The sequence below is a fragment of the Kitasatospora sp. NBC_01539 genome (assembly GCF_045040525.1).
Classification (GTDB): domain Bacteria; phylum Actinomycetota; class Actinomycetes; order Streptomycetales; family Streptomycetaceae; genus Kitasatospora.
Genome location: NZ_CP109390.1, coordinates 1051225 through 1066621, shown reverse-complemented (window position 1 = coordinate 1066621; position 15397 = coordinate 1051225). Strand labels below are relative to the sequence as shown.

Annotated in this window: 16 protein-coding genes; 12 read left to right on the top strand and 4 right to left on the bottom strand. The window is 72.9% G+C overall.

Annotated features, from left to right (window positions below):
* Positions 1-61 precede the first annotated feature (61 nt).
* Entirely contained in the window at positions 62-193 is a 132-nt protein-coding gene (locus OG335_RS04625) for a hypothetical protein (protein WP_405009697.1), read from the bottom strand.
* 218 nt (positions 194-411) lie between these two features.
* On the opposite strand from OG335_RS04625, the gene OG335_RS04620 reads away from it, so the two are divergent.
* The 5 genes from OG335_RS04620 (at position 412) to OG335_RS04600 (ending at position 5129) form a co-directional block, all read left to right on the top strand.
* Complete coding sequence (locus tag OG335_RS04620; RefSeq protein ID WP_405009696.1) at positions 412-879, top strand: hypothetical protein; 468 nt, start codon at positions 412-414, stop codon at positions 877-879.
* Between the two features lie 88 nt (positions 880-967).
* Entirely contained in the window at positions 968-1894 is a 927-nt protein-coding gene (locus OG335_RS04615; RefSeq protein ID WP_405009695.1) for a hypothetical protein, read from the top strand.
* Between the two features lie 904 nt (positions 1895-2798).
* A complete protein-coding gene (locus tag OG335_RS04610) occupies positions 2799-3587 on the top strand; it encodes a hypothetical protein (protein WP_405009694.1) in 789 nt (262 codons plus the stop codon).
* A gap of 139 nt (positions 3588-3726) precedes the next feature.
* Complete coding sequence (locus OG335_RS04605; protein WP_405015306.1) at positions 3727-4194, top strand: DUF4396 domain-containing protein; 468 nt, start codon at positions 3727-3729, stop codon at positions 4192-4194.
* 512 nt (positions 4195-4706) lie between these two features.
* Positions 4707-5129, top strand: coding sequence for a hypothetical protein (locus OG335_RS04600; RefSeq protein ID WP_405009693.1), 423 nt, complete (start codon positions 4707-4709; stop codon positions 5127-5129).
* Positions 5130-5278: 149 nt separating this feature from the next.
* On the opposite strand, the gene OG335_RS04595 is transcribed toward OG335_RS04600, so the two are convergent.
* A complete protein-coding gene (locus OG335_RS04595; RefSeq protein ID WP_405009692.1) occupies positions 5279-6049 on the bottom strand; it encodes a crotonase/enoyl-CoA hydratase family protein in 771 nt (256 codons plus the stop codon).
* 16 nt (positions 6050-6065) lie between these two features.
* Positions 6066-7088 (bottom strand): cytochrome P450, encoded by a 1023-nt coding sequence (locus OG335_RS04590; RefSeq protein WP_405009691.1) that lies wholly within the window; start codon positions 7086-7088, stop codon positions 6066-6068.
* A gap of 468 nt (positions 7089-7556) precedes the next feature.
* On the opposite strand from OG335_RS04590, the gene OG335_RS04585 reads away from it, so the two are divergent.
* Positions 7557-7907, top strand: a complete 351-nt coding sequence (locus tag OG335_RS04585; protein ID WP_405009690.1) for a calmodulin — start codon at positions 7557-7559, stop codon at positions 7905-7907.
* Between the two features lie 508 nt (positions 7908-8415).
* Here the strand turns inward: OG335_RS04585 and OG335_RS04580 are convergent.
* A complete protein-coding gene (locus OG335_RS04580; protein ID WP_405009689.1) occupies positions 8416-8982 on the bottom strand; it encodes a TetR/AcrR family transcriptional regulator in 567 nt (188 codons plus the stop codon).
* Positions 8983-9292: 310 nt separating this feature from the next.
* On the opposite strand from OG335_RS04580, the gene OG335_RS04575 reads away from it, so the two are divergent.
* The 6 genes from OG335_RS04575 to OG335_RS04550 all read left to right on the top strand — a co-directional run bounded on the left by OG335_RS04575 (position 9293) and on the right by OG335_RS04550 (position 15279).
* Entirely contained in the window at positions 9293-9820 is a 528-nt protein-coding gene (locus tag OG335_RS04575) for an ATP-binding protein (protein WP_405009688.1), read from the top strand.
* 98 nt (positions 9821-9918) lie between these two features.
* Entirely contained in the window at positions 9919-11598 is a 1680-nt protein-coding gene (locus OG335_RS04570; RefSeq protein WP_405009687.1) for a CocE/NonD family hydrolase, read from the top strand.
* A 103-nt stretch (positions 11599-11701) separates the two neighbouring features.
* On the top strand, positions 11702-12652 hold the full coding sequence (locus tag OG335_RS04565) for an ABC transporter permease (protein ID WP_405009686.1): 951 nt from the start codon (positions 11702-11704) through the stop codon (positions 12650-12652).
* A complete protein-coding gene (locus OG335_RS04560; RefSeq protein ID WP_405009685.1) occupies positions 12649-13506 on the top strand; it encodes an ABC transporter permease in 858 nt (285 codons plus the stop codon). The genes OG335_RS04565 and OG335_RS04560 overlap by 4 nt, the downstream gene beginning before the upstream one ends.
* On the top strand, positions 13503-14498 hold the full coding sequence (locus OG335_RS04555) for an ABC transporter ATP-binding protein (protein ID WP_405009684.1): 996 nt from the start codon (positions 13503-13505) through the stop codon (positions 14496-14498). Before OG335_RS04560 ends, OG335_RS04555 begins: the two co-directional genes overlap by 4 nt.
* Positions 14491-15279 (top strand): ABC transporter ATP-binding protein, encoded by a 789-nt coding sequence (locus tag OG335_RS04550; protein WP_405009683.1) that lies wholly within the window; start codon positions 14491-14493, stop codon positions 15277-15279. The genes OG335_RS04555 and OG335_RS04550 overlap by 8 nt, the downstream gene beginning before the upstream one ends.
* The last annotated feature ends 118 nt before the right edge of the window (positions 15280-15397 follow it).

Sequence of the window (15397 nt, the reverse complement as noted above, 5' to 3'; positions counted from 1 at the left end):
GGCGGCATCGGCGTCCGTCCGCGGGGAGCATCCCGCCCTGCCTGGGCCGGCTGCCTTGCGGTCAGGACCGCATCAGGCGGGCGATGGCGGCGGAGGCTTCGGCGACCTTGGCCTGGGCGTCGTCGTCGCCGCCTCGGCTGATGGCTTCGGTGACGCAGCAGGCGAGGTGTTCGTCGGCACTGTCGGTGCTCAAGCCCGAGGGCACTCCCCGCCACGGCCGGCTCACGCCTGCCCGCCGCCTGCTGCCCTCGCCCTGGCCACAGGCCCGTCCGCGTCCCGATGCCGCGGGTATCCGCCCCGAGGACGCTCTCGGTGGCGGCTGCGTGCGTCTGATACCTGGTGGGGGTATGGTCGTGCCGCGGCGGTCTCGGTCGGGTGCCGCCGGCCAATGAGGGAAATGGGAGTACCGCGGTGAACACGGCCACTGGCGAGCGACGGCCTGCGGGCCTGCTGCTGTCGGTGTGTGCGCTGCTGCTGGGCCTGTTCCTCATGCACGGAGCCCCTTCCTCCGCCGCAGGCTGCCACGGCACCGCAGCGGAGCGCACGGCGGGCGAGCCGGCTCCGGCCGCGATGGCCCATGCCGGCCGCCTGGACCACACGGAGGGCGGCGTCGCTGCCCAAGCGGCGGCGGACACCGCCGACGACGTGGCGGCCCGGCCGGGCTTCGTCGGCATGGCAGGCGGCGAACTGTGCGTCTCCACCCCGGCCCACGGCCGTTCGACCCCGACGCCGCCTACGCTGCTCGCCGTCCTCGGTCTGGATGTCCTGGTCGGCCGGGCCGTCCTGCGGGCCCCGGCGGGCCGGGGATTCCCGCGACGGCGCGGTCCGCCGCGGGCCGGCCGCGCCGTTCTCACACAGGTGTGTATCTCCCGGACGTGACAGGACCCGCCCGCCCCCGGCCCACTGCGGGGCGGGATCCGTGTCCTGAGCGCTCCGCGCGCCCTACGCGCCCACTGAAAGACCTGAGATGCCTTCTTCTTCGCGTACCTCGCTGCGTCGTATCCTGACCGCCGCCGCCACCGCAGCGGCCCTCGGGGCGGCCCTGACCGCGTGCGGATCATCCGGCGTGGGCCACGACATGGCCGGCATGAACCATGGCGGAGCCACTTCGGCCACCGCGTCTGCCGAGGCGTCGCACTCGATGCCGGGAATGGGCCACGAGATGCCCGGGACGGAAGGCGGCAACGGCCTGTCCGACAGCCAGGCCGGCTACCGCCTTACCGCCCGGGACGCCACCGTGCCCGCCGGCTCGGCGGCCGACCACCGGTTCGCCATCACCGGCCCCGACGGCAGGGCGGTCACCGACTTCGCCGTCGACCAGACCAAGCAGATGCACTTCTACGCCATCCGATCCGACCTGACCGGCTTCCAGCACCTGCACCCGACCATGGCCGCCGACGGCACCTGGAGCGCCCCCCTGGCCGCGCTGACCCCCGGCACCTGGCGTACCTACGCCTCCTTCACCCCCAGCGGCGGCGACGGCAAGCGCAACGCCCTGGTCCTCTCCCGCACCGTGACCGTGGCCGGCGCCACCACCGGCGCCGCTCTGCCCCCGGCCTCGGCCACCGCGCAGGCCGACGGCTACACCGTCACCGTCACCGGCGACCTCGTGGCGGGCATGGCCCACGGCATGACCGTCGGCATCGCCAAGGACGGCAAGCCGGTCACCGACCTCCAGCCCTACCTCGACACCTACGCCCACCTCACCGCCTTCCACGAGGGCGACATGGCCTTCGCCCACCTCCACCCGGAGACCACTGCGAACGGCGACCACGGCGGACCCGACCTGTCCTTCCACGCCGAGTTCGCCCAGTCCGGCAACTGGCGGCTGTTCCTGCAGTTCCAGACCGCCGGACAGCTCCACACCGCCGCCCTGACCCTCAAGGTCGCCTGACCCCGGCACCCGGGGGGGGCGCAGCCCACCGGCTGCGCCCCCCGGGGCCCGGCACGTAGCACGACCGCACCGGCACCCGGCCGGTTCTCACCGGGAAGGCCTGGGTTTCCGGACACCCTCAGCACGTTCGGTCCGCCGGATCGATGACCCGGGAAATCGCCAGGGCGTCGGTCCCGGGCTTCCCCCTGGGGAGGGAGAGCGCCGCCGAAGGCGGCCCAGGGGCCACGCACGGCTCAGCTAGGATCGCGTGCGTGCCAGATCCCTCCCCGCGCCTGCGACAGGTTGCCGCCTTGCCGGCCATCGCACGCGCACGGGAACGGCTCCCGCTCCTGCTGGTCCTCCTGGCCGCGATGGCCGTCCTGTTGTCCCACGCACTGGACAGCCAGCACCCCGCCGCGCACCCCACGGCAGCCCATACGACCGCACTCCAGCCCGGCCCAACCGATCACGAAGGCCCCGGTCGCGCGGAGCACGGCCACACCACTCACCCCGCCACCGGGAAGCCGGCGCCGACAACAGCTCAGCCCCCCGGGCACGACGACGGCCCCGGGCACGACCACGGCACGCACAACTGCCGGACCGGTCACGTCCCGCAGCCCCCGTCCCTCCACGCCCCTGCCCCGGTCACGGACACCGTGCTGCCCACGGCGAGCACGTGCGGCCACCGCCCCGCGCCCGCCGAGGCAGATCCGGCCCACATCCTCGACCCGGCACGAAGCCAGGTCCTACGGGTCTAGGCGTACCCGCGCACCACGGCCCGCCTGCCCGGCCAAGCCGCAGGCACACTGCCGCCGTCCTCCGTTCCCGGACGCTGCGACCCGCACCGTGATGCGCAGCCGCCCCCGCCCGCCGCGCGCAGCGCGCCGGGCACCCACCCGTACCTGCGCACACCAGAGGTCTGCCCATGAGCACCGCCACTCCCGACGTCACCGACCAGGACGCCCCACCGACCGCGCCCCGACCGGACGGCCGGGCACGGGCCCGCCACTCGCGCCGAGCCCGGCGCGAGCCTTCGCTGCTGGGCCGCTACCTCGGCTATGTCGGCTACTTCGTCGGCGCCGGCCTGCTCAGCGGCGCGATCGTCCACCACCCACTCGACCCCGCCCGCTACAACCTCATCGCCGCCGCCGGCGCCGCCCTCTTCCTCACCGCCGCCCTCGCCACCGAACTCCAGCAAGGCCGACCCACCACAGCACGCCTGACCACCGTGCTCGGCACCTCCCTTGCTCTGTCCTTCGGCATCGGCATGCTCAGCGGCGGAATGCAGCACTTCGAGGACTTCCCCGACCGCGCCGCCGCCCTCATTCCCGCAGGCTTGCTGCTCTCCTTCCTCGCCTACACCCTCAAGGAGGCCCGAAAGCCCTGGCGCCGCATCCTCGGCCCGGTCGGCCTGACCATCCTCCTCATCGCCGCCGGCGGGTACGTGGGCCTGCGGCAGGTGGCCGCCGGCATGTCCGTTCCCGCCGGCGGCCACCACCACGGCACCACCGAGGACGGCCACCAGGAACAGGAGGACGAAGGGGCGGCTCACGACCACGAGGACACCGGCAGCACGCCCACCGCGCCCGCCACCGGCCAGCAGACGGCACCGGCCCCCGGCCCCTCGACCGCTCCCGGCACCCCCGCTGCGCCGGCCACCGCCCGCGCCACGCCAACCGTTCCGCCGCACGGCAGTCCCGGCCACCACCACTGACCGCCACTGCCGGCTGGATACCCCCTAGGGGTATATGATTTTGATGTGCCATACCTGGAGGGGGCACGCTGGACGGGAATGGGGATGACCGACCGTGGACCACGCCGCTCACCAGGCCAAGGCAACTCACGACCACTCGATGCACCGCGAGGGCGGCGCGACCGCTCCAGCTGGAGCCTCGTGGGCAACCGCCGCGAAGGCGGCCCTGCACTGCCTCACCGGATGCGCCATCGGCGAGATCCTTGGCATGATCATCGGAACCGCGCTGACCTGGAACAACGTGCAGACCATGATCCTGGCCATCGCGCTGGCCTTCCTCTTCGGCTATTCCTTCACCCTCTACGCCGTCCGCCGGGCAGGCCTGGACTGGGCGAGTGCGATCAAGGTGGCGCTGGCCGCGGACACCGTCTCCATCGCCGTCATGGAGCTCGTCGACAACGGGATCATCGCCCTGGTGCCCGGCGCGATGGACGCCCAGCTTTCCGACGGGCTCTTCTGGTCGAGCCTGCTGGGCGGGTTCGCCGTCGCCTTCCTGCTCACCACCCCTGTCAACAAGTGGATGATCGGCCGCGGAAAGGGCCACGCCGTCGTCCACGCCCACCACTGACAGCGAACCGCATTCAGTCTGGGTTTTCTCAGGTCATGAGGGTGTGGACTGCGGTGATCAGGCGGCTGATGTGGTTGGTCGAGCATCGGGCCTTGCGGAAGATCTTCCGTGCCTTCAGCCGGGCGAAGGCGCGTCCCGGACCCGCTCGCGGGCCGGGCGCGGCCATGGCATGCCGTCGGACGGTTCTCGGCACGGTGTCGTAGAGCCAGCTCCAATAACCGGCTTGGATCAAGATGGTCCGCGCGAGCCCGGCGGTGTGGTGACCGTCCTCTCCGGGTCATCCCGTCTCGATGCTGGCCGTACTTCGGCAACCGACAAGGGGCCGAGTGCTGAGGCATGGGCCGGTCTTTGCGGCGGCACCGTCCGGGCGGTGCCGCCGTCACGCACGGATCTTCGGACCCGCACGGTGCCCGTGGGGGAGCTCGGCGGAGGCCGTCGCGGCGCTGGACGCGGCGCGGACCGGGGACGTCGTCCAGGTCGCCGCCGGCAGCTTCGCGGGAAGCGTCGACCTGGTGGCCGACGTCGAGGGTTACTACACCACCACGGCCGGCGACAACGCCGTCGGTGCGGGCTTCGTCCAGCCGACCGTGCCGACCCAGGTCCTGGACACCCGCAACGGTACCGGCGCCGCCAAGGCCCGACTCGTGGGCGGCTCGAAGCTCGTCGTCAGGGTGGCGGGCACCCACGGCGTCCCGGTCGGCGCGAGGTCCGTGCTGGTCAACCTGACCGGCGTCGAACCGACCAACGGCACCTGGCTGGCCGCCTACCCGGCGGGTACGGCCCGTCCGGGCGTCTCCAACCTCAACCTCGACAAGGGCACCGTCCGCCCGGTCCTGGCTCTGGTGCCCGTCGGGGCCGACGGCTCCATCGAGATCTACAACGCCTTCGGCAGCGTCGATGTCGTCGCTGCCGTCCAGGGCTACTACCTGGGCTGACGCGGTTGACCCGCCCCGCCGCCCCGCCGAACCGGTCCCGCGGGCGTCGAAGCGAGGCGTCGCCTCAGTTGACCCGGTCCGTCGGCGACGGATCTGGGCGGCACCGGTTCCGGGTGATCCGCCACGCACGGCCAGGCCGCTCCGCGCGCCTATCCGTGCCAGGCCGGTAGGCGTTTCTCGGTGAACGCGTGGGCGCCTTCGGTGGCGTCGACGGTGGTGAAGACGGGGGTGCTGAAGGGGTCCTGGACGGTGTAGGCGGCGTGGTCGTCGAGGCCGCGGGTGTTCTGGACGATCTGCTTCGTGAGGTGGACGGCGTCGCGGGAGTGGGCTTGGACGCGGCCCGCCAGGGTGAGGGCCGCGTCGAGGGCCCCGCCTTCGGGGGTGAGCCGGTTGACGAGTCCGTGGCGGGCTGCGTCCGGTGCCGGGAGCGGGGCTGCGGTCAGGAGCATCTCCATGGCCAGGTGGTAGGGGAGGCGGCCGGGGAGGCGGATGGCGCCGCCCTCGGCGGCGATCAGCCCGCGGGCGACCTCGGGCAGGGCGAAGAACGCGGTGTCGGCGGCGGTGATCAGATCGCAGGACAGGGCGAGTTCGAAGCCGCCGGCCACCGCCGCGCCCTCGATCGCGGCGATCAGCGGTTTGCGGATGCGGGCGCGGGTCAGCCCGGCCAGGCCGCGGTCGGCGACGAGCGGGACGCCTTCGGCGGGGAACGCCTTGAGGTCCATGCCGGAGCAGAAGTGGCCGTCTGCTCCGGTCAGGATGCCGACGTCCAGGGCGGGGTCGGCATCCAGACGGGTCAGCGCCGTGTCCACGGCTTGGGCCAGGGCGCGGTTGACGGCGTTGCGGACCCGGGGCCGGTTCAAGGTGATGAGCAGGACGCCGGGGCGGGGCTCGGTCACCATCACGGGGTCTTGGGTGTCCATCCGGTTCTCCTGGTGGTCAGTTGCGCACGACGGGCAGAGCGGCCAGCCCGCGCATCACCCGGGTCGGCCGCCAGGGCAGCTCGTCGGCAGGCTTCGCCAGCTGGACGGGACCCAGGCGTCGCAGCAGCAGGGGCAGCGCGGTGCTGCCTTCGAGGCGGGCCAGAGCGGCACCGATGCAGAAGTGGGGTCCGTAGCCGAAGGCAAGGTGGTCGTTGGGTGTTCGGCCCAGATCGAGCCGGTCCGCGCCGGGGAAGTGCGCCTCGTCGCGGTTGGCGGAGCCGATCAGGAGGCTGACGATGTCGCCTTCCTCGATCTGCTGCCCGTGGAGGGCGATCGGTTCCGCCGCGCAGCGGAACGTCGCGTCCCGCACCGGGGAGTCGTAGCGCAGCAGTTCCTCGACCGCGGAGGCGACCAGCCCGGGACCGGTGTCGGGGCCGGTGAGCCGGGCGGCCTGGGCGGGACAGTGGAGCAGGGCCAGGGTGCCGTTGCCGACGAGGTTCATGGTGGTGTCGTGTCCCACCAGGAGCAGCAGGTAGGCGGTGGAGCGGAGTTCCTCCTCGCTCATGGCGCCGTTCTCGTCGCTGGCGCGTACGAGGGCGCCCAGCAGGTCCACCGTGCTGCTCTCGTTCGCGCTGCGCTTGTCGGCGACGAGCGTGTCCAGCAGGGCGTGCAGGTCGTGTTCCTGTCGGCTCGGGTCGAGGTCTGCTGCCGGGGCGATGGTGGCCATGAGGGTGGCGCGGGTCGCCGGGGTGTCCAGTCCGTCGGGTACGCCCAGGATGGCGCAGATCATCCGGAAGGTCAGCGGCGCGGCGAAGTCCGCGATCACGTCGACGTGGACGTGGTGCTCGATCCGGTCCAGCAACCGGTTCGCGGTATCGGTGATGAGGGGTTCCAGCTGCGCGATCCGGCGGGGCACGAACGCCGTGTTCACCAGGGTCCGCAGGCGGGTGTGGTCCGGGGGGTCGGCGTGGACCAGGTGCCGGTTCAGCCCGGTCGGCCCCGGGACGTAGCCGGGGACCCGGCCCGGGTCCTTGCTCAACCGGCGATCGGTCAGCAACGCGCGGACGTCGGTGTATCGGGAGACCTGCCATACGGTGGGCCGACCGGCCCTGCGGTCCGCGTGCACGGGCGCATACCGACGCAGCCACGCGAAGTAGGGATACGGATCCTGCACCCGCGCGGCCAGCAGCTCAGCCGGCGCAGACGGGACAACGGGAACAGGCACGGAAGCTCCGGACTCGGGGCCGACACAAACACCGCGCCAACGACCGCTGACACCCGAAGGGTGCGGGAACCGCCGCATTCCGGGCAACCGGACGGCCAGGACTACCCCGATGGACCAGTTCAGGGTCCTCTGTCGCGAGATCCTGACCGTTTGCCAGGTGAGTTTGACCGCCCGGCTCACCGGCGACCGGGCACTTACCGTCACCTTCTGCATGCTTGGCGTCATGATGGTCCGGTGTGCTCGAACCCGGCACCCCCGTCGACTTTGATGAAGGGCACCTCCGTGGCAACCGCTCGTTTCGCGTTCCAGACGCCGCCCGGCCAGGGCAAGGAGTTCATCTTCGAACTGACCAGTGACGCCCTGATCGCCCACGCCCGCAAGGTCCTGAGCGGTGAGGAGACCCTCAAGACCCACGTCCAGGGCAGGATTGTGAAGAAGAAGGCGTCCTACAACCCGGACTTCAGCTTCTACCTCGACCCGGCCACCATCAGCTTCTTCGACGTGGGGAGCGAGTTCTGCGACTCCAGGGCGGAGTATGCCGAGGACCACTTCGATGAGATCGCCGGACCTTTCCTTCCCGGCGGCCACTGGTGCCCGTGGGCGTCAGGGCTGACCCGCGAGGTCAAAGCCTGACCCGGAGGCGGCGAAGCCCCCGGCTGCTGCAGGAGGAGCGCAGGGGGCTTCGTCATGCCCCGGGAGTCGGAAACCTGCGGCCCCCGGAACCGTCGCACTCACCTGGCAAACGGTCGAGATCACCTGCCCAAGGACACTCGGTCAGTCCTGCCGGAAGTGGATCTGACGGTACCGCAGGGACCTGGAAGACCGGTGATCATGGGTTCCCCTGACCGGCGCCCGCTGTGGCAGCCCTTCTCCGGGCCCGCCATCGACACCCCCGTCCAGCCGTCCAGCCGTCCCGCGGGGCCCGGCTGCTCGCCGTCGGCTCGGCAGGTGATCGGCAGGTGAGGCGGAAGGCCCCGGCGTCAGCGGCTCGGAACAGGCGGCGGGCGAGGGCGCTGTCGTGGTGGTGGACGGCCACCCGCCGGCCCGGGGGCGTGGACGGGCCGTGGCCGGCCCCGGCGACCACCGGGGCCGCCGTTCGCCGGAAGTGTCACCCCGGAAGTGTCGCCGGAGGCTCCGGGGCTCAGTCGGCGAGGAGGGCGTCCACGACGGCCTTGCCGACGCGGGCGACCCGGTCGGCCGTCCAGTAGGCGGGCTCCTCCATCGAGGAGACGTAGTAGCCGCGGGTCAGGAGCGACAGCACGTCGGCGGCGAGGGCCGCGTCGGGCACCCCGGCGGCGATGGAGGCGTCGAGGAACTCCTGGCGCGAGTCGCGGGGTTCCTGACGGTCGACCCCGGCCGGGTCGACGTGCGCGGCGGAGAGCATCTCGACCCACAGCGTGCGCAGGAGCAGGTCGTCGGGCTCGGTGCTGAGGTGCCACTCCACGGTGGCGCGCAGTCGGTCCGCGCCGGTGCGGTCGCCGACGTGGGACTCCAGGTCGGCGCGCCACTGGGACTCCGCCGCGCGGACGGCGTTGAGGATCAGGGCCGTCCGGGTGGGCACGTAGTTGGTGACCATGGCCGTGGAACCGCCGAGCTCCTTGGCGACGGCGCGGATGGTGATCGCGCGCGCACCGTCACGGGCGGCGACCGTGAGGGTCGCCCGGGCGATTGCCTTGCGGCGCTGGACTTCGTCGACGTCGATCGGCATGGAGGAAACCTAGCTCAGAGGGGGGTTGACGCAGAACACCGCGAAATGCAACATTGTTATATCACGACGTTTTCTCAATGTCCTCCAGCCGGGCCGGCGAGGTGCCTGCCGAATGGATCCCGCGCCGGCTCCGACCCGGCCGCGTCGTGGCCGTGACCGGAGGTCCGGCGCGGTGACCTCGTACGTCGCCGCGCCGCGCCGGATGCCGGCCGGCCCGTGAAGCGCCATCCGAACCACCGACCCGTGTCCTCCGTCGGCGCCGCGACCTGTCGTGCGGCCCGGCGGTCGACGACCCGGGAGGAGAATTCCGATGTTCTGCCCGCCCCGCACCGCCGCGCCTGTCCGAACCCGCTGCCACCGCCGTGCCGGAGAGTGCCGGGCCGCGGTCCTCCGCCTCCCCGCGACCCCCCGGGCCGCGCGCCTCGCGCGCTCCCGCTGCACCCGGCTGCTGGCGGTGTGGGGCGTGCCGGCCGACGACGCGATCGTCGTCCTCGCCGAGTTGGTGGCCAACGCGGCGGAGCACGGAGGGAGTGAGATGGTCGTGCGCCTCCATCGCTGCGGCGACCGCCTGGAGATCGAGGTCGTCGACAGCGGGGCCTCCCGGTCGCTCCCCGATGTTCCCGGGGCCGGTGCGGTGGGTGACCTGGAGGGGCTCAGGGGGAGGGGTCTGCCGATGGTGTCCGCACTGTCCGAGCGGTTCCTCCTCCGCCGGGAGGCGGACGGCTCCACCCGTGCGCTCGCGCTCGTCCGGGTGGACGGCCGGGTCGCGGCCGTGCGTCCCCCCGACCTCCGCGGATCCTTTGCGGTGGCGTGCGGGCTCCAGGCGTCGCCGGCGTGAACCCCGCCGCCCGAACGGGGGTTGACGCTGGTCCGTACGTAATGCAACGCTGTTGTATCACAGTGTTTTTCAAGCGATTCGCTCCCATGGAGGGCCGCATGAGCCTTGCCGTCCAGCGCGTCACCCCGCAGCCCGTCCCACCGCACGCCCAGCAGCACATGGTGCGCATGCGCGACGGAGTGCTGCTGGCCACCGACGTGTACGCCGCCCGCCGGCCCGAACCGGTGCCGGTGCCGACCGTCCTGGCCCGCCTGCCCTACGACAAGAACAGCCGCTACGTCTTCTTCGACCGGATCGCGGAGCGGTTCACCGCCCGCGGCTACGCCGTGGTCGTCCAGGACGTCCGCGGCAAGTTCCGCTCCCAGGGCCGGACCCTCGGCTGGACCGGCGAGGTGGACGACGGGTACGACACCATCGAATGGATCACCCACCAGCCCTGGTCCAACGGGATCGTCGGCATGTTCGGCGACTCGTACTACGGGTTCACCCAGTGGTCGGCCGTCTCCAGCGAGCACCCCGCCCTCCGCGCCATCGTCCCCCGGGTGACCTGCACCAGCAACGGCCCCGGCATCGCCAGCTACGACACCGGATCCGGTCCGCAGCCGCTGTGGCTGGAGGGCGCCACCTACCAGGCGCAGGTCTGGATCGACAACGACATCCACGAGTTCGACGTCGACCTCGGCACCCGCCCGATCGCCGCGGCCTACGAGGAGGCGTTCGCCGCGATCGGCAAGCGCTCGGCCGGCTTCGACCTCATCGCCGCGGGCATCCCCCTGGCCCCCTACAACGGCCCGCACCCCTACGACGCCCGGCCCGTGCCGGTGCTGCACTGCGTGGGCTGGTTCGACAACCTCGGCATCGCCCACATGCGCGACTACACCGAACTCGCCCGGCGCCCCGGATGGTCGGCCGTGCAGTACCTCGTCGCCGACACGATCGACCACGAGAACTACTTCCTGGAGAACGCCCCGGTACCGCCGGAGGACGACCACCTGGTCCACGACGCCGCCCTCGACCGCATGATCGACGCCTACACCGGCCCGGCCGCCGACTTCTTCGACGTCTTCCTCAAGGGCACCGCCCGGCCCGAAACGCTTCCCCGTGTCCGGTGGAAGCTCGGCCACGTCGGCTGGCGCACCGCGGCCACCTGGCCGCTGCCGGAGGCGGTGGAGACCGAACTGCACCTCGCCGACCCGGACGCCGCGACCGGCCCCGCCCCCGGCGGCACGCTCACCGCCCGTCCCCCCCGCGCGACGGAGGCGGTGGACTGGCGCTACGACCCGGACGACCTCGTACCGTCCGCCGCCGCCGACACCTTCCTGCAGCTGCGCGACCACGCCGACGAACGCCGCACCCTCGACCGGGACGACGTCCTCGCCTTCACCACCGCCGCCGCGGACACCCCCCTCGACCTCGCCGGTCCCGTCCACGCCGTGCTGCACGTGGAGAGCACGGCCCCCACCTTCGACGTGTTCGTCCGCCTCCTCGACCTCGCACCGGACGGCACGGCACGGCTGATCGTGCGCGGCTGCGCCCAGGCCGACCGGCCCGGCGAGGTCGGGATCGCCCTGGGCCACACCGGGTACCGGGTGCGCCCCGGCCACCGCCTCGCGCTGATGGTCGCCTCCAGCGACTTCCCGAACCACCTCCCCAACTCCGGTACGCCGGAGAACCCGTGGCTCACGACGACCCCCAAGGCGAGCCGGCAGAAGCTCCGCACCGGCCCCGCCCACCCCTCCCGTCTGCGCCTGACCGTCCTGCCCGAAAGCGGCGAATAGCCCCTGCCCTTGGAGGGCCCATGCCCCCTCTGCGAGTCGTCCCCCACACGCCGGCGCCCCGCCGCCGGAGCGCACCGCGCGGCGGTCCGGGAGGCGGTCCCCGATGACGCTCCGGTACGTCGCCACCCGCCTGGGCATGCTCGTCGTGACCGTGCTCGTCTCCAGCCTGGCCATCCACGGCGCCATGTTCCTCACCCCCGGCGACCCCGCCACCCTCCTCGTCGGCGGCAGCCGCAACCCCGACCCCGCAGTGCTGGCGCAGATCCACCGCGAGTACCACCTCGACGACCCGTTCCTCCAGGGCTACTGGCACTGGCTGAGCGGCTGCCTGCGCGGCGACTTCGGCACGTCCCTCGTCTACCGCGACTCCGTCGCCGACCTCGTCGGCGCCCGCGTCGGCGACACCCTCGCCCTGGTCGGCTACGCCTCCGTGCTCGTCCTGGCCGCGGGCATCGTCATCGGCACCGTCGCCGCGCTGCGCGGCGGCCGGACGGAGACGCTGGCCACCACCGTCACGGCGGGGGCGATGGCGGTGCCGACCTTCGTCCTGGCCGTCCTGCTCATCTGGCTGTTCGCCGTCCGGCTCCCGTGGTTCCCCGTGTACGGCTCGGGCGACGGCTTCACCGGCACCCTCTCCCACCTGACGCTGCCGGCCGTCGCGCTGGCGATGACCTGGATCGGCTACGTGGCCCAGGTGACCCGCACCGCCGTCCGCGCGGAGATGCGCGCGGAGCACGTGGAGACCGCGCGCAGCCGCGGGATCCCCGAGTGGACGGTGATCAGGAGGCACGTCCTCCACAACGCCTCCGGCCCCGTGTTCGCCGTCTCCGGGGTCGCCGTCGCCGGTCTCATCGCCACCGCCGCCGTCGCCGAGCAGGCGTTCGGGACCGGAGGGCTGGGAGCCCTCATGATCGAGGCCGCGTCGAAGCAGGACATGGCCGTGGTCCAGGCCGTCTCGCTGATCTTCGTGGTCGTGTTCGTCGTCCTCAACACCGCCGTCGACCTGGCCGGCGCCGCGCTCGACCCCCGAGCCGCACAGAAGGGGTCCGGATGACCGCCGCCCTGTCCACCCGTACCGCCGCCGAGCCGAGGGCCGTCGTCCCGCGCGACCGTCTGACGACCGGCGCCGGCTGCGTGGTCGTCCTGTTCGTCCTGCTGGCCGTGTTCGGCCCGCTGATCGCCCCGCACGACCCGAACGCCGTCGACCCCTTCGGCGTCAACGCGGGGCCGTCCGCCGCCCACCTCCTCGGGACGGACGACACCGGCCGCGACCTCCTGTCACGCCTGATCAGCGGCACCCGGGCCAGCCTCGCCGCCCCCACGGTGGTGGTCGTCGTCTCGACGTCGCTCGGCACCCTCCTCGCGCTGGCCGCCGCCTGGTCCGGCGGATGGCTCGACCGGGTCGTCTCCGGGGCCCTGGACATCGTGTTCGGCTTCCCCGGGCTGATCATGGCCGTCCTCGCCGCCGCCGTCTTCGGCGCCGGGCTCACCGCGCCGATCGCCGCCCTGTCGATCGCCTACCTGCCCCTCATCACCCGCGTCGTGCGGTCCGCCGCCCTCAGGGAACGCCACCTGCCGTACGTGTCGGCACTCCAGCTCCTCGGCGCCCCGACCGCCCGCATCTGGCTGCGGCACCTGCTGCCGAACCTGCTGCCCCTCGTCCTCGTCCAGGCCACCATCGGCTTCGGCTACGCGCTGCTCGACGTCGCCGCGATCTCCTTCCTCGGCCTCGGCAGTCAGCCCCCGGCCCCGGAATGGGGGCTGATGGTGTCCAACGGGGCACCCTCGATCCTCGCCGGCCAGCCGCAGCAGTCGCTCTACGCCGGCCTCGCCATCCTCGTCGTCGTCGTCGCGTTCAACCTGCTCGGCACAGGACTGTCGCGCCGCCTGCTCGGAGAGAACGCATGAGCCCCGCACCCCTGCTCGAGATCAGAGCGCTCAGGATCGACCTGCTGCTCGACGGCGCCGTCCGGACCGTCGTCCACCGTGCCGACCTGAGCATCCCCGAGGGAACGGCCCTCGCGCTGGTCGGCGAATCGGGATCGGGCAAGTCCCTGACCGCCCGGTCCGTCATGCGCCTGCTGCCCGGGGCGGCCCGGATCCACGGCGACCTGCTGTTCGCGGGGGAGTCCGTCCCCTTGATGACACCCGAACGCCTGCGCGAGTTCCGTGCGTCCGACGTGGCCATGGTCTTCCAGGACCCGAGAGCGCACGTCAACCCGGCGCGCAGCATCGGCGACTTCCTGATCGAGGGCCTGACCGCCGGTCGCCGCGTCCCGGCCGCCGAAGCGGTCGCCAGGGTCACCCGGATCCTGCGGGAGGTCGGCATCGCGGACGCCGAACGGCGCATGCGCCAACGCCCCCACGAACTCTCCGGGGGCCTGCTCCAACGCGTCATGATCGCCGCCGCGCTCGCCGCCGAACCGCGTCTGCTGCTCGCCGACGAGCCGACCACGGCACTCGACGTCACCACCCAGGAGGAGGTGATGGCCATCATCTCCGAGGCCCGCGAAGCCCACGGACTCGCCATGCTGTTCATCACCCACGACCTCGAACTGGCGGCCGCCGTGTGCGACCGGGTCGCCGTCATGTACGCGGGCACCACCGTGGAGAACCTCCCCGCCGACCGGTTGCGCGGCCGCGCCGCACACCCCTACACCCGGGCCCTGCTCGCCTCCCGCCCCTCGGTCGACGACGCCGGCGCCGTGCTGCGCGCCATCGACGGCAGACCGCTCTCCGGCTTCGAGGCGCCCGGCGGATGCGCGTTCGGCGACCGGTGTCCCCGCGTCCAGGATCTCTGCCGCAGCGACCGGCCACGCCCGACCCCGGCCGGCGACGGCACGGCGTCCTGCCACTTCCCGCACACGGTCTCGCCCGAGGAGGCAGGCAGCCATGCTTGACGTCCGCAACCTGCGCAAGGAGTACGGCGACTTCGTCGCCGTCGACGACGTGGCCTTCTCGCTTCCGGAGCGGGGCTCGCTGGCGATCGTCGGCGAATCCGGCTCGGGCAAGACCACCACCGCCCGCATGGTCGCCGGGCTGGAGATCCCCACCGGCGGACACGTCGCCGTCGCCGGCCGGGAGCGCCGGCCGGGTCGGCCGGGCTCGCGGGAGCGGCGGGCCCGGGGCCGGCAGATCCAGATGGTCTTCCAGGATCCGTACTCCTCCCTCGACCGGCGGCAGCGCGTCGGCGACGCCGTCGCCGAGGCCGTCCGGCTGCACCGGCGGCTCCCCGCCGACGGCCTCCGGGCCCGGGTGGCCGAGCTGCTGGACATGGTCGGCCTGGACGACCGTCAGGCGCGCGCCCTGCCCAGGGCGCTGTCGGGCGGACAGCGCCAGCGCGCGGCGATAGCCCGGGCGCTGGCGGCCGAGCCGCAGGTGCTGATCCTCGACGAGGCGATCGCGGCCCTGGACGTGTCCATCCAGGCGCAGATCCTGGGCCTGCTGGCGCGCATCCGGGCGGAGACCGGGACGGCGCTGCTGTTCATCACCCACGACCTCGGAGCCGTTCGGCACGTCAGCGACGACGTCCTGGTGATGCAGGCGGGCCGGGTCGTCGAACGCGGTCCGGTCGCCGCCGTCCTCGACGACCCGCAGGACCCGTACACGCAGCGCCTCATCGCCTCCATCCCGAAGCCGGGCTGGAAGCCGCGGAGGAGGGGTGGCCCGGCCGCCGCCTGAGGTCCGGTACGACGACCGGACCACGAGGACGTCCGCCCCGGCTCCGGGGCGGACGTCCTCGGCGTTGGTGCGGTCGGGCGTTGGTGCGGTCGGGCGGTCGGGCGGGCGCCGGGTCCGG

Bases quoted from the DNA above. Each gene is read 5' to 3' on its own strand.
- OG335_RS04580 (WP_405009689.1), bottom strand. From the start codon at position 8,982: ATGCCGATCGACGTCGACGAAGTCCAGCGCCGCAAGGCAATCGCCCGG.
- OG335_RS04570 (WP_405009687.1), top strand. From the start codon at position 9,919: ATGAGCCTTGCCGTCCAGCGCGTCACCCCGCAGCCCGTCCCACCGCAC.
- OG335_RS04605 (WP_405015306.1), top strand. From the start codon at position 3,727: ATGCACCGCGAGGGCGGCGCGACCGCTCCAGCTGGAGCCTCGTGGGCA.
- OG335_RS04615 (WP_405009695.1), top strand. From the start codon at position 968: ATGCCTTCTTCTTCGCGTACCTCGCTGCGTCGTATCCTGACCGCCGCC.
- OG335_RS04575 (WP_405009688.1), top strand. From the start codon at position 9,293: ATGTTCTGCCCGCCCCGCACCGCCGCGCCTGTCCGAACCCGCTGCCAC.
- OG335_RS04595 (WP_405009692.1), bottom strand. From the start codon at position 6,049: ATGGACACCCAAGACCCCGTGATGGTGACCGAGCCCCGCCCCGGCGTC.
- OG335_RS04560 (WP_405009685.1), top strand. From the start codon at position 12,649: ATGACCGCCGCCCTGTCCACCCGTACCGCCGCCGAGCCGAGGGCCGTC.
- OG335_RS04610 (WP_405009694.1), top strand. From the start codon at position 2,799: ATGAGCACCGCCACTCCCGACGTCACCGACCAGGACGCCCCACCGACC.
- OG335_RS04555 (WP_405009684.1), top strand. From the start codon at position 13,503: ATGAGCCCCGCACCCCTGCTCGAGATCAGAGCGCTCAGGATCGACCTG.
- OG335_RS04565 (WP_405009686.1), top strand. From the start codon at position 11,702: ATGACGCTCCGGTACGTCGCCACCCGCCTGGGCATGCTCGTCGTGACC.
- OG335_RS04550 (WP_405009683.1), top strand. From the start codon at position 14,491: ATGCTTGACGTCCGCAACCTGCGCAAGGAGTACGGCGACTTCGTCGCC.